General features: G+C 65.9%; 19 protein-coding genes, 1 tRNA gene and 1 other RNA gene. 11 read left to right on the forward strand and 10 right to left on the reverse strand.

The window, feature by feature from the left end; translation table 11 throughout:
* Positions 1 to 10: 10 nt before the first annotated feature.
* Positions 11 to 105: signal recognition particle sRNA small type (ffs, locus tag PT015_RS16405), an RNA gene on the reverse strand.
* Positions 106 to 197: 92 nt separating this feature from the next.
* On the opposite strand from ffs, the gene PT015_RS16410 reads away from it, so the two are divergent.
* Both PT015_RS16410 and PT015_RS16415 read left to right on the forward strand, forming a co-directional pair.
* Positions 198 to 283 (forward strand) — tRNA-Ser (locus PT015_RS16410).
* A gap of 74 nt (positions 284 to 357) precedes the next feature.
* The gene (locus tag PT015_RS16415) at positions 358 to 1,170 is read left to right on the forward strand and encodes a hypothetical protein (RefSeq protein WP_285185829.1); all 813 of its coding nucleotides are present in this window, start codon (positions 358 to 360) and stop codon (positions 1,168 to 1,170) included.
* Here PT015_RS16415 and PT015_RS16420 read toward each other — a convergent pair.
* Entirely contained in the window at positions 1,123 to 2,316 is a 1,194-nt protein-coding gene (locus PT015_RS16420) for an alpha/beta fold hydrolase (protein WP_285185831.1), read from the reverse strand. The genes PT015_RS16415 and PT015_RS16420 overlap by 48 nt on opposite strands.
* A gap of 84 nt (positions 2,317 to 2,400) precedes the next feature.
* Between PT015_RS16420 and PT015_RS16425 the strand changes: the two genes are divergently transcribed.
* Positions 2,401 to 2,979, forward strand: a complete 579-nt coding sequence (locus tag PT015_RS16425) for a TetR/AcrR family transcriptional regulator (protein ID WP_285185832.1) — start codon at positions 2,401 to 2,403, stop codon at positions 2,977 to 2,979.
* Between the two features lie 43 nt (positions 2,980 to 3,022).
* Positions 3,023 to 4,078 carry an NAD(P)H-dependent amine dehydrogenase family protein gene (locus PT015_RS16430; protein WP_285185834.1) on the forward strand — a complete coding sequence of 352 codons (1,056 nt, stop codon included), beginning with the start codon at positions 3,023 to 3,025 and terminating at the stop codon, positions 4,076 to 4,078.
* Between the two features lie 6 nt (positions 4,079 to 4,084).
* Here the strand turns inward: PT015_RS16430 and PT015_RS16435 are convergent, their stop codons facing one another.
* Complete coding sequence (locus PT015_RS16435) at positions 4,085 to 4,414, reverse strand: DUF732 domain-containing protein (protein ID WP_285185835.1); 330 nt, start codon at positions 4,412 to 4,414, stop codon at positions 4,085 to 4,087.
* Between the two features lie 213 nt (positions 4,415 to 4,627).
* Here PT015_RS16435 and PT015_RS16440 point away from each other — a divergent pair, with 213 nt between their 5' ends.
* Positions 4,628 to 5,185 carry an MmpS family transport accessory protein gene (locus PT015_RS16440; RefSeq protein WP_285185836.1) on the forward strand — a complete coding sequence of 186 codons (558 nt, stop codon included), beginning with the start codon at positions 4,628 to 4,630 and terminating at the stop codon, positions 5,183 to 5,185.
* Positions 5,182 to 8,112, forward strand: a complete 2,931-nt coding sequence (locus PT015_RS16445) for an MMPL/RND family transporter (protein ID WP_285185838.1) — start codon at positions 5,182 to 5,184, stop codon at positions 8,110 to 8,112. The genes PT015_RS16440 and PT015_RS16445 overlap by 4 nt, the downstream gene beginning before the upstream one ends.
* 25 nt (positions 8,113 to 8,137) lie before the next feature.
* Here PT015_RS16445 and PT015_RS16450 read toward each other — a convergent pair whose 3' ends face one another.
* From PT015_RS16450 to PT015_RS16460, 3 genes are read right to left on the reverse strand one after another with little or no spacing between them, the layout of a single operon-like run.
* On the reverse strand, positions 8,138 to 9,076 hold the full coding sequence (locus tag PT015_RS16450) for an SDR family NAD(P)-dependent oxidoreductase (RefSeq protein ID WP_285185839.1): 939 nt from the start codon (positions 9,074 to 9,076) through the stop codon (positions 8,138 to 8,140).
* A complete protein-coding gene (locus PT015_RS16455) occupies positions 9,073 to 11,994 on the reverse strand; it encodes an MMPL/RND family transporter (protein ID WP_285185840.1) in 2,922 nt (973 codons plus the stop codon). The genes PT015_RS16450 and PT015_RS16455 overlap by 4 nt, the downstream gene beginning before the upstream one ends.
* Positions 11,991 to 12,413, reverse strand: a complete 423-nt coding sequence (locus PT015_RS16460) for an MmpS family protein (protein ID WP_285185843.1) — start codon at positions 12,411 to 12,413, stop codon at positions 11,991 to 11,993. Before PT015_RS16460 ends, PT015_RS16455 begins: the two co-directional genes overlap by 4 nt.
* Before the next feature lie 264 nt (positions 12,414 to 12,677).
* Between PT015_RS16460 and PT015_RS16465 the strand changes: the two genes are divergently transcribed.
* A complete protein-coding gene (locus PT015_RS16465) occupies positions 12,678 to 13,373 on the forward strand; it encodes a TetR family transcriptional regulator (RefSeq protein WP_285185844.1) in 696 nt (231 codons plus the stop codon).
* Here the strand turns inward: PT015_RS16465 and PT015_RS16470 are convergent.
* Together PT015_RS16470 and PT015_RS16475 are read right to left on the reverse strand one after the other, a co-directional pair.
* Positions 13,370 to 13,897 carry a DUF5078 domain-containing protein gene (locus PT015_RS16470; RefSeq protein WP_285185845.1) on the reverse strand — a complete coding sequence of 176 codons (528 nt, stop codon included), beginning with the start codon at positions 13,895 to 13,897 and terminating at the stop codon, positions 13,370 to 13,372. The genes PT015_RS16465 and PT015_RS16470 overlap by 4 nt on opposite strands.
* A gap of 53 nt (positions 13,898 to 13,950) precedes the next feature.
* A complete protein-coding gene (locus PT015_RS16475; protein ID WP_285185847.1) occupies positions 13,951 to 14,340 on the reverse strand; it encodes a PPOX class F420-dependent oxidoreductase in 390 nt (129 codons plus the stop codon).
* 96 nt (positions 14,341 to 14,436) lie between these two features.
* On the opposite strand from PT015_RS16475, the gene PT015_RS16480 reads away from it, so the two are divergent.
* Both PT015_RS16480 and PT015_RS16485 read left to right on the forward strand, forming a co-directional pair.
* Entirely contained in the window at positions 14,437 to 15,297 is an 861-nt protein-coding gene (locus PT015_RS16480) for a phytanoyl-CoA dioxygenase family protein (protein WP_285185849.1), read from the forward strand.
* A 3-nt stretch (positions 15,298 to 15,300) separates the two neighbouring features.
* Positions 15,301 to 15,939 carry a cutinase family protein gene (locus PT015_RS16485; protein WP_285185851.1) on the forward strand — a complete coding sequence of 213 codons (639 nt, stop codon included), beginning with the start codon at positions 15,301 to 15,303 and terminating at the stop codon, positions 15,937 to 15,939.
* On the opposite strand, the gene ligD is transcribed toward PT015_RS16485, so the two are convergent.
* On the reverse strand, positions 15,940 to 16,965 hold the full coding sequence (gene ligD / locus PT015_RS16490; protein ID WP_285185853.1) for a non-homologous end-joining DNA ligase: 1,026 nt from the start codon (positions 16,963 to 16,965) through the stop codon (positions 15,940 to 15,942). It lies immediately after the preceding gene.
* A gap of 9 nt (positions 16,966 to 16,974) precedes the next feature.
* Between ligD and PT015_RS16495 the strand changes: the two genes are divergently transcribed.
* Both PT015_RS16495 and PT015_RS16500 read left to right on the forward strand, forming a co-directional pair.
* On the forward strand, positions 16,975 to 18,066 hold the full coding sequence (locus PT015_RS16495; RefSeq protein ID WP_285185854.1) for an ATP-dependent DNA ligase: 1,092 nt from the start codon (positions 16,975 to 16,977) through the stop codon (positions 18,064 to 18,066).
* Positions 18,059 to 18,487: a nitroreductase family deazaflavin-dependent oxidoreductase gene (locus PT015_RS16500; protein WP_285185855.1), complete on the forward strand. Its 429-nt coding sequence runs from the start codon at positions 18,059 to 18,061 to the stop codon at positions 18,485 to 18,487. Before PT015_RS16495 ends, PT015_RS16500 begins: the two co-directional genes overlap by 8 nt.
* Here the strand turns inward: PT015_RS16500 and PT015_RS16505 are convergent.
* Positions 18,484 to 19,713, reverse strand: coding sequence for a cytochrome P450 (locus PT015_RS16505; protein WP_285185857.1), 1,230 nt, complete (start codon positions 19,711 to 19,713; stop codon positions 18,484 to 18,486). The genes PT015_RS16500 and PT015_RS16505 overlap by 4 nt on opposite strands.
* Between the last annotated feature and the right edge of the window lie 71 nt (positions 19,714 to 19,784).

Here is a 19,784-nt window from a genome sequence, read left to right on the forward strand (position 1 = left end):
TTCGACTGCATAAAGGGGACCCCGCGCACCCGCCAGAGCCCATTGACCCTTGCTGCCTTCCGGCCCTGGGGGAGTTCACAGGATGGACGCCGCGCGGGGTCCACCGAGAGTCTAGTACCCGTGCGGAGCGTGGCGGCCCGCCTCTCCCCCGGCCTGGGTTTGACCGTCCGATTCACCCGCCCGCTACCATTGCCGACGGAGGATTCGCCTAGTGGCCTATGGCGCTCGCCTGGAACGCGGGTTGGGTTAATAGCCCTCGCGGGTTCAAATCCCGCATCCTCCGCACTTGGTCCGGGACGTGACCAGGCCTGATTGATAGGGTCTGGTCGCTTCCGGATTACCGGCTCAAGGAGGGGCATGGGACGCAGGGCCACCAAGTTCTGGCACGCGGCACTCTCGCTCGCCGCCGGCGTCCTCTACTTCTGCTTCGTGCTGCCGCGGTGGTGGGAGCTGATGGGCGACACCTCACACAGTCTGGGCACGGTGGCGCGCATCGCCGCGGGCCTGCTCATCGGCCTGGCCGGACTGCCGGTCGTGTTGTCGCTGGTGCAATTGCGCAAGCCGGAATTCGGCACGCCTGCCCTGGCGCTGAATCTGCGCACCGCGTCGGTGGTCGCGCACGTCACCGCGGGCGTCCTGATCGTCGGCACGGCGATCAGCGAGATCTGGCTGAGCCTGGACAGCGTGGGTCAGTGGCTGTTCGGCATCTACGGCGCTGCGGCCGCGATCGCCTTGCTCGGCATTGCCGCGTTCTATCTGTCGTTCGTCGCAGAGCAGGCGCCGCCCCCACCGAAGCCCCTCAAGCCCAAGAGTGAGCGTCGCGAACGGCGCGAACGCCGCCGGCGCGGCAAGCAGGACGACGAGGCCGACGCAGAAGCCGACGACGCGACCGACGAAGCCGACGACGAGACCGAAGCGTCCGAAGACGACGAGGCGGACGCTTCCGACGATGACGCGGCCGAGATGACCGCAACCGAAGCTACGACGGGTGACGTCGAGTCCACGGCCGAGGAGGCGCCGACCATCGAGGCCGCCGAAGCGAGCGACGACACAGACGACACGGCCGAAGCCGAGGCCGAGGAGTCCGGTGGACTCCGCAATCGCCGGCCGTCCGGCAAGGTGTCACACCGCCGCCGGCGTTCGCGCCGCGACGTCGCGGTCGACGAGTGAGCCGTCCAACCACGCAGCGATGAACCGGGCCACCGCGCCGATGTTGCCGATCTGGCAGTGGTTGCTCGCGTGTTCGGCGGCGGTGAACACCCTCGTGGTGACCGACCGTGCGTTGGTCAGGTTGGCCGCCTGACGTCCCAGTTGCGCGAGCGGGACGTAGTGATCGTCGGCCCCGGCAAGCAACAGCACGTCGCCTCGAATGCGGTGCGAGATCTTCCGCGTGCTCACCGCCAGAGTCGAGCGCAGGAAGTCATGCGGCGTCTCGGTGCCGGTGATGTGCATGCCCTGCTGCAGTCCCCATTCGGTGATCGGCTCCCGCGCGACCGACCAGGCGGCGACCGCGTTGACCAACCGGCGCGCTCGCCCAGTTAGCAACGCGCGCAACGGAATCCGCACACCCTTGCCGATCGACCGGGCGATCACCTCGAACTCGTCGTCGAGAATGTCGAAGGCGACCGTACGGGTGATCCGCGGCTCGAACGCGGCGGCACGGATCGCGAGGCCGCCGCCCAGCGAAATCCCCACCGCCGCAACATCATCGAGGCCGTAATGGTCGAGAACGGCAGCCACCGGACGTTCCCATTCGGGGATCAGCGTGAGGCCGTAGTCCTCGAGGGCGCTGCCCTGACCCGGGCCCTCGAACACCACGATGCGCCGCCCGGCGTCGACCATCGCGGCGATCATCGGCAAGAACTCTTCGACGTAGCTGTCGAACCCGCCGAACATCACGATCGTCGGGCCCGCCTGCCGGTCGGGCCGCAGGTCGTACGCCGGCAGGAAGCCGGAACCGAACGGGATCAGATCGGGCGTCACGTCGTACCCGGTTCGCAGCGCGCCCAGGAACCGTTGCCGCGCGGCCGGGCGACGCGGATCGGTCGCCGGCATGAAGAACTCGGCCGCCCGGTCGTAATAGGCGCCGGCGATCTCTCGGTCCTCGCCCCGCGCGCGCTCGGCCAGCGCGAGAAAGCCGTCGATCAACTCCGGATAGGTCCCCGCGTGCGCGGCCAAGCCGGCCACCTCGGCGATGGCCGACGGTCCGATCCACTGCACTACACGATTGCACTGGAAATTGATGCTGATGTCGGCGTGAAACGTTCGGTAACCGATCGCGGTGGTGAGGTCCATCCGGGGGGCGGAGGCATCCATTATCGCTCCTATCGCAAGTTGACTTGCAATAGCATGCACCTCGTTCGCGGCTATTGCAAGTCCACTTGCGATAGCATGGGCCGCATGGCCTCCGAAGTGACGCACCGACGCGGTGAGCACGTCCGCCAGGCGGTGCTGGCCGCCGCGTTCGATGAGATCGCGGCCAACGGCTTCGACGGGGCCACGGTCGCCGGAGTCGCCAAGCGCTCCGGGGTGCACGAGACGACCGTGTACCGGCGCTGGATGACCCGAGAGAACCTGTTCATGGCCGCCCTGATGGAGCGCAGCGCCGACGCCATTCCCGCGCCCGACACCGGTTCGACGCGTGGCGACCTACTCGCCATCGTCGGGGAGGTCCTCGGCTACGTGGCGTCGCCGGCCGGTACGGCCGTCCTGCGGTCCGCGGCGCTGGCGGTGGATGACGCGTATTCCGATGCGCGCAAAGCCTTTTGGACGCAACGAATCAACGCCCTGACACCGGTCGTGGTGCGCGGGATCGAACGTGGCGACCTGCGCGCTGACGCCGACCCGATGCTGCTGCTCGAGATGCTGATCGCACCGATCCACGGTCGACTGCTGCTCACCGGCCAGCCGATCGCCGACGACCTGGCCGAGGCACTGGTCGATCTCGGGCTGCGCGGCGCCGCCGCTCGCGAACTGTAGAAAACACCGCTCCCCGCACGCGTCGCTTCCCTATGCTGAGCGAGTGCCAAACACCTATCGCGTAGTCCAGTGGAACACCGGAAACGTCGGCAAGAGCTCGCTCAAATCGATCGCGGACAATCCGCTGCTCGAGCTGGTCGGCTGCTTCGCCTGGTCGCCCGAGAAGGCCGGTCGGGATGCCGGCGAGCTGGTCGGCATCGCGCCGCTGGGCATTGCGGCCACCAACGACGTCGACGCGCTGCTCGAGCTCAAGCCGGACTGCGTGGTCTACAACCCGATGTGGATCAACGTCGACGAGCTGGTCCGCATCTTGTCGGCCGGCGTCAACGTCGTGACCACCGCGTCGTTCGTCACCGGCAAGAATCTCGGCGAAGGACGCGACCGCCTGGTCGAAGCCTGCGAAAAGGGCGGCTCGACGATGTTCGGCTCCGGCGTCAGCCCCGGCTTCGCCGAGTTGCTGGCCATCGTCTCGGCGATGGTGTGCAACCGGGTGGACAAGGTCACCGTCAACGAAGCCGCCGACACGACGTTCTACGACTCACCGGAAACCGAGAAGCCGGTCGGCTTCGGCCAGCCCATCGACCACCCGGACCTGCAGGCGATGGCTGCCAAGGGCACCGCGATCTTCGGCGAGGCCGTCGCGCTGGTGGCCGACTCGCTGGGCGTCGAACTCGACGACATCCGCTGCGAGGCCGAATTCGCCCAGACCACAGCCGATCTCGAGATGGCGTCCTGGACCATTCCGGCGGGACACGTCGCGGGCGTCTACATCAGCTGGCAGGGCATCCTGGACGGCAAGACCGTCATCGACCTCAATGTCCGGTGGCGCAAAGGCCAGACTCTGGAGCCGGATTGGAAGATCGACGGCGACGGTTGGGTCATCCAGGTGGACGGGCAGCCGACCGTCACGACGAAGGTCGGGTTCTTGCCACCGCCCTATTTCGAGGCGACCACGATCGAGGAGTTCATGGACCTCGGCCACATCATGACCGCGGTACCTGCGATCAACGCGATTCCCGCCGTCGTCGCCGCTGCACCGGGCATCGCGACGTACGCGGACCTGCCGCTGACGTTGCCGCGCGGCTTCGTCAAAACGTAAGGCGGCTCAGGTACCGGGAATGTGCTGCAGCTTGCCCTGCAAGTCGGGGCAGTACTGGGCGATCGCGCTGCCCAGGAACTGATAGGCCTGAACCTGGGTGGTGCCCCGGGGGAGGTTGATGGAGAGGAAATGCGCGGAGGCGGCGGCGTCCTTGTCGACGCCGACACCGAGCCGGTGGCAGGCGATCTTGGCGATGTACGGGTTGTAGTCGTGCGGTCCGTAGATGCCGAAATGCTGGAGCTGGTTGTCGAAGTCGGTGTCCGGGTCGGCGACGGCCGGGGCCGACAGGCTGATCGCCGCGGCGATGGTGGCGACCGCAATACCGGTGAGCTTCATGGGCTGGATCCTACCTTTGTCGAGTCTGCGTGCGCTCATCGTCTCTGTTCCCCTTCGGCCCACCGAGCCACCGTCCCGGGCTCGCGCTACGGTCGTTCAACAACCGCCGTGCCCAGTTTCTTTCTGGTCGCCTATTCAGATTAGAGTAGCTAAGGTTACACACAGGCTAATTAATTAAGTGGCCTTCGCCCATGGTTAGGAATCTGAGCACCCATGACGACGACTGAGCCAAGGACAGAGCCCTTGGAAACCCAGGGCTCCGCCCGCGGCGGGGGTAGGAAAATCTCGCCCGGCCATGGCGAGCGAAAAGGTCTGTCGGGCCTGCTTGTTCGGTACTGGCTCATTCTCACGCTCGCGGCCGTCGTCGCGCTGTCAGGATTCATGGTTCACCGACTGCACGGCGTCTTCGGCATCCACAAGGGTTCTTTCGGCGGCGGCACTTCGGGCGAGGTGCTCGACTCGTTCAACGCCAAGACGATCACCCTTCAGGTCTGGGGCCCGCCGGGCAGCACGGCCACGATCAACTATCTCGACGCGGACTCCCATCCGCAGCAGGCCCTCAACGTCGCCTTGCCTTGGAGCACAGTTTTGAGTTCGACGAAACCCGGCATCCCGGCCAACCTGGTCGCGCAAGGCGACGGCAGCTGGATTGCCTGCCAGTTCGTGGTGAACAAGCACGACGGGAGCGGTGACGTCATCAAGACGCCGAATCGCTCGGACGCCGCCGAAACCAACAACGCCTTCGTCTACTGCCTGGACAAGTCCGCATGAGCGAAACCAACGAGACGGCTGCGCGCGTCGACCAGCCGCTGATCCCGCCGTTCCTGCCGAAATGGATCCATCGGCTTGCGGTGCCGATCGTGCTGGTGTGGCTGGCCATCGTGTTCGTCACCAACACGATCGCGCCGCAGCTCGAGGTCGTCTCGAAGAACCACTCGGTGTCGCAGAGTCCCCGCGACGCGGTGTCGTTCCAGTCGCAGATGCGCGTCGGAAAAACGTTCGACGAGTTCAGCACAGACAACTCGGCGATGGTCCTGCTGGAGGGCGACAAGCCGCTGGGTGCGGATGCGCACAAGTACTACGACGAGATCGTCCGGCGCCTGGAGAAGGACACCAAGCACGTTCAGCACATCCAGGACTTCTGGAGCGACCCGCTGACCGCGGCGGGCTCGCAGAGCCACGACCAGAAGGCCGCCTACGTCCAGGTGTATCTCGCCGGCAACATGGGCAGTGGTCTGGGCTCCGACTCCAGCGAGGCCGTCCGCAAGATCGTGGACTCGGTGCCCGCGCCGCCGGGCATCAAGGCCTACGTCACCGGCGCCGGTCCGCTGATCGCCGACCAGTCGCACGCGGGTGAGAAGGGCGTCGCGAAGGTCACCATGGTCACGATCCTGGTGATCCTGGTGATGCTGCTGTTCGTGTACCGATCGGTCAGCACCGTTCTCATCATGCTGGCGATGGTGTTCGTCGAGCTGGCCGCGGCCCGCGGTGTCGTCGCGACGATGGGCTACTACGACATCATGGGGCTGTCGACCTTCGCGAACAACATGCTGGTGCTGTTGGCGATTGCCGCCGGAACCGACTACGCGATCTTCATCGTCGGCCGTTATCACGAGGCCCGCGGTCTGGGCGAGACGCGAGAAGAAGCGTTCTACACCATGTTCCACAGCACGGCACACGTCGTGTTGGGCTCGGGCCTGACCATCGCCGGCGCGATGTACTGCCTGAGTTTCTGCCGCCTGCCGTATTTCCAGTCACTGGGTGTGCCCTGCGCGGTCGGCATGTTGGTCGCGGTCCTCGCGGCGCTGACGTTGGGCCCGGCGGTGTTGACGGTCGCCAGCTTCTTCAAGCTGTTGGACCCGAAGCGCAAGCTGCAGACCCAGGGCTGGCGGCGGATCGGCACGGCCATTGTCCGATGGCCCGCACCGGTTCTCGCGGTGACGATCGCGATCGCGCTGGTCGGCCTGCTCGCCCTGCCCGGCTACGAGACGGACTACGACAGCCGGCACTTCCTGCCGCCGGACACTCCGGCCAACGTCGGCTACGCCGCGGCCGACCGGCACTTCGACCAGGCCCGGCTGAATCCCGAGTTGTTGATGATCGAGACCGATCACGACCTGCGTAACCCGGCCGACTTCATCGTGCTGGACAAGGTCGCCAAGGCGGTCTTCCACATCCCCGGCATCGGTCGCGTCCAGACCATCACCCGGCCGCTGGGCACGCCCCTGGACCACAGCACCCTGGGTTTCCAGATGGGCGCCCAAGCCGCGGGCCGCATCCAGACCCAGCACTACCAGGAGGAGCAGGCGAAGAACCTGCTGAAGCAGGCCGACGAGCTGAAGAAGACGATGGCGACGCTGCACGAGCAGATGCAGGTGACCCAGGATCTGAGCAACACCACGCACGAAACCACCAAGCTCACCAAAGAGACCGTGGGGATCACCCAGAAGTTGCGCGACGACATCGCTGTGTTCGATGACTTCTTCCGGCCGATCCGCAGCTTCTTCTACTGGGAGAAGCACTGCTACGACATTCCGGCCTGCTGGTCGCTGCGGTCGATCTTCAACGCGCTGGACGGCCTCGACCAGGTGACCGAGAACATCGAGAACCTCAGCGCGAACCTGGACAAGCTCGACCAGATTCAGCCGAAGCTGGTGGCGCTGATTCCGCCGCAGATCGAGAGCCAGCAGCACAACCTGGACACGATCATGTCGAACTACGCGACGACGAACGGCCTGAACGAGCAGGCAAAGGCGCAGTCCGACAACGCAACCGCCCAAGGTGATGCATTCGACAAGTCGAAGAACGACGACACGTTCTACCTGCCGCCGGAAGCGTTCAAGAGCCCGGACTTCACGCGTGGCCTCAAGCAGTTCATCTCACCCAACGGACACGCCGTCCGGTTGATCATCTCGCACGAAGGCGACCCCGCGACCCCGGAGGGTGTCAGCCACATCGCGCCGATCAAGCAGGCCGTGCACGAGGCGATCAAAGGCACCCCATGGGAGGGCGCCAAGGTCTACCTCGGTGGGACGGCTGCGACGTACAAGGACATGCACGACGGCTCCAACATCGACCTGCTGATCGCCGGAATCGCCGCCGCCACTTTGATTTTCGTTATCATGCTGGTGATCACCCGAAGCGTGGTCGCGGCCGTCGTCATCGTTGGGACGGTGCTGCTGTCGCTCGGTGCGTCGTTCGGGCTGTCCGTGCTGCTCTGGCAGTACATCCTCGGCCTGAAGCTGCACTGGATGGTGTTGGCGATGGCGATCATCCTGCTGCTGGCGGTCGGCTCGGACTACAACCTGCTGCTGATATCCCGGTTCAAAGAAGAGATCCACGCCGGGCTCAAGACGGGCACGATTCGAGCGATGGCCGGTTCGGGCTCCGTGGTGACGAACGCCGGTCTGGTCTTCGCCGCCACGATGGCGACGTTCGCGTTCAGCCCACTCAAGGTGATGGCTCAGGTCGGTACGACGATCGCGCTCGGCCTGTTGTTCGACACGCTGATCGTGCGGTCGTTCATGACACCGTCGCTGGCGACCCTGCTCGGCCGCTGGTTCTGGTGGCCGCAGCACGTGCGCCCACGCCCGGCCAGCACGATGCTGCAGCCGTACGGATCGCGTCCGGCGGTGCGTGACCTGATCCACCGCGAACCCGAAGACGAGACCGAAGCCGGGGTCGTGCAGAAGGTCTAGTTGCCTTGCGCGGCTTGCGGTCTCGTCAGCCGAGGCCGACGAGCCGCCTCGAGTCCTCCCACAGGGCGAGTGCGCGTTGCTCGTCGTAGGAGACGATCGACGACCGTACCTCTGACAGCGCACCCTCCTGCGCCTGGAAGTACTTGCCCGAGCCGGCGGCGTAGCGCGGGTCGACGGCCACGTCGGCGAGCGATGCGCCGGAGAACGCGAGCGTCGACGTGGTGATGCCGATCCGCTTGGACGCCCAGTCCGTGAACGACGACTTTGCAACGGCCTGAACGACTTTGGGCAATCCGCGCGACAGACCGGTCTCGGGGACGGAGCCGGGGTCGTACGCGATCGACGCGATGGAACTGCCCGCGCGCTCGAGTCGCCGCGCCAGTTCGTAGGCATACATGATGGTGCAGAGTTTCGACGTCGAGTAGCGCTTGCCCACCGACAGCGGCTTCGCGCCGTCCTTGCCGTCGTTGGCCAACGCCGCGGCGTTCGGCTCGGCGGCCTTTCCGACAAGCCTGCCGTCCATGGTGTCGGGATCGTGAGTACCGCTGGCGGTGAACACAATACGACCGTCGGCGGGCACCAGCGGGAGAAGCCGATCGACGAGCAGGAAGTGGCCAAGGCAGTTCGTCGCGAACGTCAGCTCGTATCCCTCCGGGCTGTAGCTGACCGGCCCGTCGAAACGACCACCCGCGTTGCAGATCAATGCCTGCGGCGCCGCGGCCTCGCCACGCTCGATCAGTGCCGAGTAGTCGGCCGCCGCTTCGCGCACCGACCGCAACGACGAGAGGTCGAGCTCGATGACGGCCACCTCGACGCGGTGCGCCGCCCGCAACTCGTCGGCCACCGACTGCATGGTTGCCGGACTGCGACCCGCGAGAACGACGTCGAACCCACGGGCGGCGAGCTGCCGGGAGCATTCCAGGCCGATGCCGGCGTGCCCACCAGTGATGAAAATAGTTGTCATGCAGGCGATTTGGGCAGCGGAGCGGTGTGCGCGTCGTCGCTGGGTTCGCTGAAGCTGGTGCCGAGCAGCGACCGCACGGCGGTGCGCGGTCCGCTGGGCCGCAGCATCGTGCTGGCCGGCCGCGGCCGCACCTTGATCGGCCACCAGAACCAGCGACCCAGGATCGCGGCGATCGACGGCGTCATGAACGAGCGCACCACCAACGTGTCGAACAACAGGCCGAGACCGATGGTGGTACCCACCTGGCCGATGATGCGCAGGTCGCTGACGATCATCGAGGCCATCGTGAACGCGAACACCAGACCGGCGTTCGTCACTACCTTGCCGGTGCTGCCCATCGCCCGGATGATGCCGGTCTTCAGGCCGGCCGGAATCTCTTCCTTCAGACGGGATATCAGCAACAGGTTGTAGTCGGACCCGACGGCGAGCAGCACAATCACTGACATCGCCAGCACCATCCAGTGCAGTTTGATGCCGAGCAGGTACTGCCAGACGAGCACCGACATGCCGAACGAGGCGCCGAGCGACAGCGCGACCGTGCCCACGATCACCATCGAGGCAACCAGGCTCCGGGTGATGATCAGCATGATGATGAAAATCAGGCAGAGCGAACCGATTCCGGCGATCATCAAGTCGTACTTGGAGCCGTCTTTCCAGTCCTTGAACGTCGCGGCGGTGCCGGCGAGGTAGATCTTCGCGTTCTCCAGCGGCGTGCCCTTGAGCGCCTCTTCGGCGGCCTCCTTGATCGAGGAGATTCGCGCGATCCCCTCGGGCGACGCGGGGTCGCCCCGGTGCGAGATGATCAGCCGCACCGCCTTGCCGTCCGGTGAGAAGAAGTTGTTCAGCGCGCGCTTGAAGTCCTTGTTCTGGAACACTTCTGGGGGCAGATAGAACGAGTCGTCGTTCTTCGCCTGGTCGAACGCGTGACCCATCGCGTTCGCGTTCGAGCTCATGTCGTCCATCTGGTTGAAGATGCCGGACATGGTGCTGTGCATCGTCAGCATCATGGTCCGCATGCTGTCCATCGTCTCGATCATCGGCGGGAAGTCGGTGAGCAGCTGCGGCATCAACGCATCGAGCTGACTGAAGTCGCTGGTCAGGATCTGGAACTTGTCGTCGATTTCATCGATGCCGTCGACGGCGTCGAAGATCGACCGCAGCGAATAGCAGATCGGGATGTCGTAGCAGTGCTTCTCCCAGTAGAAGTAGCTACGGATCGGCCGCCAGGTGTCCTCGAAGTTCGCGACGTCGTCACGCAATTCTTCGGTGACAGCCTGCATTTCGCGTGTCTCGCCGATCATCTTGTGCGTGATGCCGGTGAGCTTCTGCATGAGGCCGTACATGTGCCTCATCCGATTCATGGTGTCTTCGAGATCGTCGGCCTGCTTGAGCATGTCGTCCATGCGGGCCTTCTGGAACTTCATCGTCTGCGTCTGACCGGCGTTCTGCATGCTGAGCTGGAACGGGATCGACGTGTGCTCCATCGCCGTGCCCTCGGGGCGCGTAATCGATTGCACGCGAGACACTCCGGGGACCGCGAAGATGCGCTTGGCGAGGCGATCGAGCACCAGGAAGTCGGCCGGATCGCGCAGGTCGTGGTCGGCCTCGACCATCATCACCTCGGGCATCAACCGGGCCTGCGAGAAGTGCCGTTCCGCGGCGTCGTAGCCTTGGTTGGCGGCGATGTTGTGCGGGATGTACAGCCGGTCGTTGTAGCTGGTCTGGTATCCCGGCAGGGTCAGCAGACCGATCAGCGCGATCCCGATCGCCGCCGACAGGATCGGCACCGGCCAGCGCACGATCGCCGTGCCGACCCGGCGCCAACCACGTGTCGAGATTCGCCGCTTGGGGTCGAACAGACCGAATCGACCGCCGACCACGATCACCGCCGGCACCAGCGTCAGCGCGACGGCGACCGCGACCACCATGCCCACAGCGCATGGGACACCGATGGTTTGGAAGTACGGCATCCGGCAGAAGCTCAGGCAGAACGTCGCACCGGCGATGGTCAGACCCGACGCGAGCACCACGTGGGCCACCCCGTGATACGTCGTATAGAACGCTTCCTCACGGGTCTCGCCGTGCTGACGGGCTTCTTGATAACGGCCGAAGAAGAAGATCGCGTAGTCGGTGCCCGCGGCAATTCCCAACGACACCAACAGGTTCACCGCGAACGTCGAGAGTCCGATCAGCTGGTGGTAGCCGAGAAACGCGACAATGCCTCTGGCCGCGGTCAATTCGATGAAGACGGTGAACAGCAGGAGCACGACCGTCCAGACGGAGCGGTAGACCAACAGCAGCATGGTCAAGATGACCAGCATCGTCACCATGGTGATCTTCACCAGCGTGCTGTCGCCGCTGTGGTGCATGTCCGACACCAGCGCCGACGGTCCGGTCACGTACGTGACGACGCCCTTGGGCGGAGGGGTGTGGTCGACGATCTTTCGGACGGCCTCGATCGACTGCTCGGCCAGCGTCGTGCCCTGGTTGCCGGCCAGGTTCATTTGGACGTAAACCGCTTTGCCGTCCGGGCTTTGAGCTCCGGGAGCGGTGAGCGGGTCGCCCCAGAAATCCTGGACGTGCTGGATGTGCGCCGGGTCGGCCCGCAGTTGCTTGATGATGCTGTCGTAGTACCGGTGCGCGTCGTCACCGAGCTTCGCGTCGCTCTCGAGGACCAGCATCGCGAAGTTGTCGGAGTCGGACTCCTTGAACTTCTTGCCGGTGACCTCCATCGCCTGCACCGACGGCGCGTCCTTGGGACTCAAGGAGACCTGGCGTTCTTCGGCGACTTTCTCCAGCGGCGGGACGGCCACCGCCATCAGCACGATGAGCCCGATCCACGCCAAGATGATCGGCACCGCGAACCGGCGGATCAGTCGCGGGCCCCGGGGTGGCGTCGTACCTTCGGCGTTGATCATGCGCTCTTGAGATTGCAGAAAGTAAAGGCGTTCACCTCATGGGAGACCCGCTCGGCCTTGACGACATCGTCGACGATGATCCGGCAGCCCAGGGTGTTGCTGTTACCTTGCGCCACAATGTTTCCCACGACAGATGCGGCCTTGGTGGTCAAGTTCAGGCTCCAGGGCAACTTGGCGGCGTCGACATGCTGCGGGTCGGCGTTGGTGTCGAAGTAGCTGATGTCGGCGGTTGTTCCGGGCGGCCCGTACACCTCGTAGCGGATCCGCTTCGGGTTGAACGGCTTGCTGTCGTCGGTTGCGCTGTCGGAGTACGCCGGCCGCTTCTCAGAGCCGAAGATGCCGTGGATCCGGAACACGGTGAAGCCACCGAGACCGACCACAAACGCGATGACGAGCGGGATCCATGCCCGCTCCAGCACCCTGAAAATCGAAAACCCCTTCACCCGCTGCCGCGTTCCGGCCGGCAATATCTCAACGCCTCGAAGCTGTGCGCCCGCCGGTCGGCGAGCCGTCCCAGGGCGCTTGCGTGAGCCTCGCGGCACCGCCAGACCCTGACGAGTAAACCACGCGCGCACCCCGCGTTGTCGACTCCGCACCCCGGCGGAACTGCTATTCAGATGTAACGCATGTCATGTGCGTAAACGGACGGTACCGGGTTCTACAGCCGCCCGCAATGCGTCCGGGTGCGCTATCCTCGCGCGGTGCCGCAGCTCACGTTCCAGCGTGCCCGCACCGAGGACAAGAAGCGCCAGCGCGCCGCAGCGCTCGTCGAGGCCGCGCGTTCGCTGGCCCTGGAGTCCGGTGTCGCGTCGGTGACGCTGACCGACGTGGCGAGCCGGGCCGGGGTGCACTACTCCGGGGTGCGCCGGTACTTCACCTCGCACAAAGAGGTGCTCATGCACCTGGCGGTCGAGGGGTGGGCGCGATTTGCGGAGACCGTCACCGCAAGCCTGGCCGAGCCCGGCCCGATGTCGCCGGCCCGGGTCGCCGAGGCACTGGCCGGCAGCCTGGCGGCCGACCCGCTGTTCTGCGACCTGCTCGCCAACCTGCATCTGCACCTCGAACACGAGGTCGAGATCCACCGGGTGCTGGAGTTCAAGCAGACCAGTAATGCCGCGGTGATCTCGCTGATCGACGCGATCGAGAGGGCGCTGCCGCCGCTGGGGCGGGCGGGCGCGTTCGACGTCCTGCTCGCGTCGTATTCGCTCGCGGCGCCGATGTGGCAGATGGCGAACCCGCCGAAGCGGCTTGCCGACGAGTACGCCAAGCGCGCGGACGTACCGCCCGATTGGAAGATCGACTTCACCGCCGCGCTGACGCGGCTGATCACGGCGACCTGCGTCGGCCTACTGGCCGGTGCCGGCTCCCAAGACCGCTAGGACCACTGCCACAAGGACATGTCGCCCTTGGGGTAGTTCTGGCAGTTCTCGGTCTCCTTGGCGACGACGCCCTTGTTGTTGAAGAAGAGCTTCATGTGGTTGGGCCACGCCAAGTTCAGCGGGTTGATCTGGGGGGCGTAGAAGTTGGCGGAATAGGCCCTGCGGTCCGCCGCCGACAACGAGTAGAACCAGTGCACCTTGTTCTGGACGTCCTGGGCGACGTTCTGGTGGTTGTTGTAGTCGATCATGTAGCGCTGGTAGTACACCGGCGCGAAGTCGCGGGCCGCGGCCATCAGCTGCTCGGCGTCACAGGTCGTCGAGATCATTCGCCGGGGAATCGGGAAGTCCTCGGTGGAGTCGTTCTGCGAGCAGCCGTTGCACGGCGTGAACCCCGGCCCAATGGGGTCGCCGGGATCTGCCGACGCAAGCCGGGGGAACGCGGTCGGCACCGCGAAGACGGCGGCGCCGAGCGCGAGCGCTGCGAGACCGGCGCGGACGGCGAGGCTCAGTCGATAAAGACGCATGCGGCCACTATAACGCTCCGATTACGGCAGCGCGCAATGGCTGCAAAGCTTGACTAACCAACGGGCGGCGTGATCTCCAGGCCCACGTGAACCTTGTCGATGCCACCCCGCACGATCGAGTGCACGTAGAACCACGGGGCGTGATACCAGTACCGCTTCAGCACCGCGTTGTAGACGCGGCGGGTCTCCGATTTCGGCAGAATTCGCGCGACACCCTCGACGTCGTCGCTCTTGGGCTTGCCCAGCGATCCGCTCTTGGCGATCGTGACCCGCGGGGTGTTTTTGATCCGCTTGGTTTTCCACGACCCGTCGTCGGTGATCACCAGGAGTTTGCCGTTCTCCGGCACTCCCCAGATGGGCGTCGGCTTGGGCCGGCCGTCCTTGGTGAAGGTGGTCAGCAGCAGGTATTTGGCTTTGATGACGTCCGCGAAGGTAGTGGCCACGCCCATCTTTATAACCAATAACTGAACGGTCCGCTGAATGCGTGACGTTGGCACGGGGTCGGCTTACTGTGTCGTCATAGCCGAGGACTGGTGCCGATGACCCCCGATGACGAGTCCGCCACAACGCTGGAAGATCTACGCGGCGACCTGGCGCTGCGCTACAAGTGGACGCCCAGCGGCGGTACCGCGGTCGACTCGGCCGTGGCCGACGCCGACGCCGCGGCGCTCGACCGCGACGGCTACGTCATCTGGCAGAACCTGCTGACGCGCGAGCAGTGCGATCGAATTCGCGACGAGGTGACGCCCTGGCTGGGGCACACCGGGCGCAACACCTTCGAGGGTCGAAAGACCCAGCGCATCTACAGCGTGCTGAGCCGGACCCGGATCTGCGACGGGGTGGTCGACCATCCCCGGGTGCAGGCCGCGCTGGATCGGCTGCTGATGCCCAACTATCTGCTGTCGGCGTTGCAAGCGATCAACATCCAGCCCGGCGAGGCCGCGCAACTGGCGCACCACGACGACGGCTTCTACCCGATCCCCCGACCCCGCGAACCGTTGGCGGCGGCGACGATCTGGGCGATCGACGACTTCACCGCGGACAACGGCGCGACTGTGCTCTACCCCGGCAGCCACCGCTGGGGTAAGCGGCGGCCGGGGCCGGACGACGAGGCGGTGCCGGTCGTGATGCCGGCCGGCTCGTGCGTGTTCTTCGTCGGCACGCTGTGGCACGGCGGCGGGGCCAACACCACCGACAGCGACCGGCTCGCCATCACGGCGCAGTACTGCGAGCCCTGGCTGCGGCCGATGGAGGCCTACACCCTGTCGATCTCCCGCGACATCGCGCGGGACGTATCCGACGACATCCGCCGCATGCTCGGCTACAGCATCCACCCACCGTTCGTCGGCGCCGTCGACGGGCTGCACCCGCTGCGCCTGCTGGAGGATGGCAACATCTAGCGCATGACACGTCGCAGCATCGCTCGCATCGTTGCCGGTGCGCCCCTGATGGTTCTCGCCTTCCAGACCGCTCCGCCCGTGGGCCCGACGGCGGCGGCCGACGACTGCCCGAACGCCGAAGTGGTGTTCGCGCGCGGCACCGGTGAGCCCGTCGGCCCCGGCGGACCCGGCCAGGCGTTCTACGACTCCCTGACCGCACAACTGCCCGGCAAGACGATCAACCTGTATCCGGTGAACTACCCGTCGACCACCGACTACGTGAACAGCGCGCACGCCGGCGCCGACGACGAGGTGGCCCACGTCCAGGCCACCGCCGCGGCCTGCCCGAACACCAAGATCGTGATCGGCGGTTACTCGCAGGGCGCCGGTGTCGCGGACATGACCAGCCACCGGCTCTCCCCGCAGGTCGCCAATCACGTTGCGGCCGTTGCCCTTTTCGGCAACCCACAGAGCAGCTACTCAAAGAGCCTGTCGGACAGCCAAATTCCGGCCCTCGACCCGAGCTTCGTCCCGAAGGCGATCGACATCTGCCTGCCCAACGACAACATCTGCGCCGAGGGCGGCAGCATCATCGCGCATCTCGGTTACGTCCCCGACGCGACGAACCAGGCCGCGACGTTCGTAGCGGGCAGGCTGCAGTAGCTATTTCTTGCGGTCCGTATCTTTGCTCGGCTGAACGCGTTTCGGCTCGCCGGGCATCTTCGGGTAGTTCGGCGGGTAGGGCAGATCGCCGAGGCCGTTCTCCTCGTCGGCGGCGACCATCTCCAGCAGCGGCTCGATCGACTGGGCTTCGGAATCGATGTCGGCCCACGGATCGTCGCGGTTGGCGACCACGTCGGCCGCGGTCTCGATCGTGTAGTCGTCGGGGTTGGCGGTCGCCAGTTCGTCCCAGCTGAGCGGCATCGACACCGTGGCGATCTGGGTGCGCCGCACCGAGTAGGCGGATGCGAATGTGCGGTCGCGGGCGTTCTGGTTGAAGTCGATGAAGATCCGCTCGCCGCGCTCTTCCTTCCACCACGACGTCGTCACCGAATCGGAGGCGCGGCGCTCGACCTCGCGGGCCAGCGCGATGCCGGCGCGGCGCACCTGGATGAAATCCCAGTCGGGCGCGATGCGCAGGAAGACGTGGATGCCGCGGCCACCCGACGTCTTGGGATAGCCGACCAGTCCGAGTTCGTCAAGCAGCGGCTTGAGCACGTCGACGGCTACGCTGCGGGCCTCGTCGAAGCCGGTGCCCGGCTGCGGGTCCAGATCGACCCGCAACTCGTCGGGATGCTCGGCGTCCGGGCAGCGCACCTGCCACGGGTGCAGCGTCACGGTGCCCATCTGCGCGGCCCACACGATCGCCGCCGGGTGGGTCACCCGAAGCGCGTCGGCGGTCCGCCCGGACGGGAAGGTGATGGTGCAGGTCTCGAGGTAGTCGGGGTAGTGCTTGGGGATGCGCTTCTGGTAGATCTCCTCGCCGTCGATACCGTCCGGGAAGCGCTGCAGATGCGTCGGGCGGTCCTTCAAGGACGCGAGCATCGGCCCGGCGGCGACGGCGCGGTAGTAGTCGATGAGCTTGCCCTTGGTGCCCTTGGAGCCCAACTTCGGGAAGTAGACCTTGTCGGGATTGGTCACCCGGACCGCGATGCCGTCGACGTCGATTTCCTCCGCGGGGGCAGCCATACTCCGATTATGGACTTGCCCGTCATGCCGCCGGTTTCGCCGATGCTGTCGAAGGCGGTGAAAACGTTGCCGCCGGACGCGTCGTACGAGCCCAAGTGGGACGGGTTCCGGTCGATCCTTTTCCGCGACGGCGACCAGGTCGAGGTCGGCAGCCGCAACGAGAAACCGATGACACGCTACTTTCCCGAGCTGGTCGAAGCGGCGACCGCGGAGCTGCCCGAGCGTTGCGTGATCGACGGCGAGATCGTCATCGCCACCGATCACGGCCTGGATTTCGAAGCGCTGCAGCAACGCATCCATCCGGCCGACTCGCGGGTGCGGATGCTGGCCGAGAAGACGCCGGCGTCATTCATCGCCTTCGACCTGCTGGCTCTCGGCGACGAGGATTACACCGGCCGGCCGTTCTCCGAGCGACGCGACGCCTTGGTCGACGCACTGAGCGGCGTCGGTCCGTCGTTTCACGTCACGCCCGCGACCACGGACGCCGACCTCGCGCAGCGCTGGTTCGACGAGTTCGAGGGCGCCGGCCTCGACGGCGTGATCGCCAAGCCGTTGACGATCACCTACCAGCCGGACAAGCGCATCATGTTCAAGATCAAGCACGAGCGCACCGCGGATTGTGTGGTTGCGGGTTACCGGGTGCACAAGTCGGGGGACGACGCGATCGGCTCGCTGCTGCTCGGGCTCTACAAAGACGACGGCACGCTGGCGTCGGTCGGCGTGATCGGCGCGTTCCCGATGGCCAAGCGCCGCGAGCTGTTCACCGAATTACAGCCGCTGGTCACCGATTTCGACGGCCATCCCTGGAACTGGGCCGCGCACGAGGCGGGTGAGCGGACGCCGCGCAAGAACGAGTTCTCTCGCTGGAACGCCGGCAAGGACCTGTCGTTCGTGCCGCTGCGGCCCGAGCGCGTCGTCGAGGTGCGCTACGACCACATGGAGGGTGAACGCTTCCGCCACACCGCGCAATTCAACCGGTGGCGGCCGGATCGCGAGCCGTCGTCGTGCACCTACGCGCAACTCGACAGCCCTTTGACGTTCAGCCTCGGCGATATCGTTCCGGGGCTGGGCGCGGGCGGGGACACTGGCACAGGTGACTGACGACTTCAACGAACGCAACATCGCCGAGTTCCGCGCAAACCATGGCCGCGTCGGCGGCAACTTCGAGGGCGCCCCGCTCGTCATCCTGCACACGGTGGGCGCGAAAAGCGGTGAGCCGCGGACCAACATCATGATGTATCAGCCCGACGGCGAACGGTATCTCGTCTTCGCCTCGGCCGCCGGCGCCGACAAGAACCCCGCCTGGTACTGGAATCTGAAGGCCAACCCCGACACCCGCATCGAGGTCGGCGACGAGATCGTCGACGTGCACGCCACCGAACTCGACCGCAAAGAGCGCGACGAGAAGTACGCGCTGCAGGCCGAGCGCTACCCGGGCTTCGCCGATTACGAGGCCAAGACGTCGCGGGTCATTCCGGTCGTCGCACTGGCCCCGACCGGTCCTTCGCGGCCGCGCGACTAGATCGCGACGTCCAGCGACGCCAGGCCGCGCAGCGTGACGTTGGGCTTGTAGACCGGTTCGGCGGCCAGCCGGGCCGCCGGGAAACGAGCCGTCACCGCCGACAGCGCCGCGGCGGCTTCCAGCCGGGCCAGCGGGGCGCCCAGGCAGTAGTGCAGGCCGCGCCCGAAGGACAAGTGCCGGAACGCTTTTCGGTCGGGATCAAAGGATGCCGGCCGGTCGAACTCGGCCGCATCATGTTGCGCGGCACCGAGCAGCAGCAACATCGAGTCGCCCTTGTCCACGCTGGTGTCGCCAATTGTGATGTCGTCGGCGGCAATTCGGACCACCAGGTGTACCGGCGGGTCATAGCGCAGCGTCTCTTCGACAACAGCCGACGCGCGCTGCGGGTCGGCGGCCAGCGCCGCCCATTGCGCGGGCTCCCGCAGCATGGCCAGCATCGCGTTGGCGATCAGGTTCACCGTCGTCTCGTGGCCGGCGACCAGCAGCAGCATGCAGGTCGAGACGATCTCGTCCTCGGCCAGCTGGTCGCCGGACTCCTTGACTGCGATCAACCTCGACATCAGGTCGTCGCTCGGACGCGCACGCCGCCGATCGATCAGGTCGTGCAGATAGCCCCGGAGCCACTGGCCGGCGGCGATCCGCTCGTCCATCCCATCGGCCGGTGCCCCGGTCGCCGCGAAGAACGGATCGAGCGCCTGCGCGAGCAACGCCGAGGCATGGCTGAATTCGGCATCGTCCTCGACCGGCACCCCGAGTAGCCGGCAGATCACGTTGACCGGCAGCGGATGAGCGAGGTCGTCGACCGCATTGAAGCGCCCGCGCTCGGCGACCCGGTCCAGCATGCCGTCGACCAGATCGGTGATGTGCGGCGTCAATTCGTTGACGACCTTGGGCACGAACGCCTTGCTGACCAATTTGCGCAGCCGGGTGTGATCCGGCGGATCGAGAAACAGGAACATCGGCGGGCCCTGCGGTTGGGTGTTCGTTCCTTCCTCGGCAAGGCGCTGGACCATCTTCGATTTCTGTCGATCGACCGACGACGCCGAATGCCGCAGCGCGTCGTCGCAGTCACGGAACGACGAGAAGATGTGCAGGCTACCGTCGGGCATGTACATCGGGCCGCCGGCGCGGAACTGCTCGTAGACCGCGTAGGGGTTGGCCCGGTTGGCCGGGTCCAGCAGTCGCAGCAACAGTTCCTGCGGGCCGGCGACGCTCGTGGCAGACATATTTGCATTGTGCAGGTGCGAAAGAACTTGCAGGTAGCTACGGTCGCGCCAGAGTCCCAACGCATGCACGT

The sequence above is a fragment of the Candidatus Mycobacterium wuenschmannii genome (assembly GCF_030252325.1).
Taxonomy (GTDB): domain Bacteria; phylum Actinomycetota; class Actinomycetes; order Mycobacteriales; family Mycobacteriaceae; genus Mycobacterium; species Mycobacterium wuenschmannii.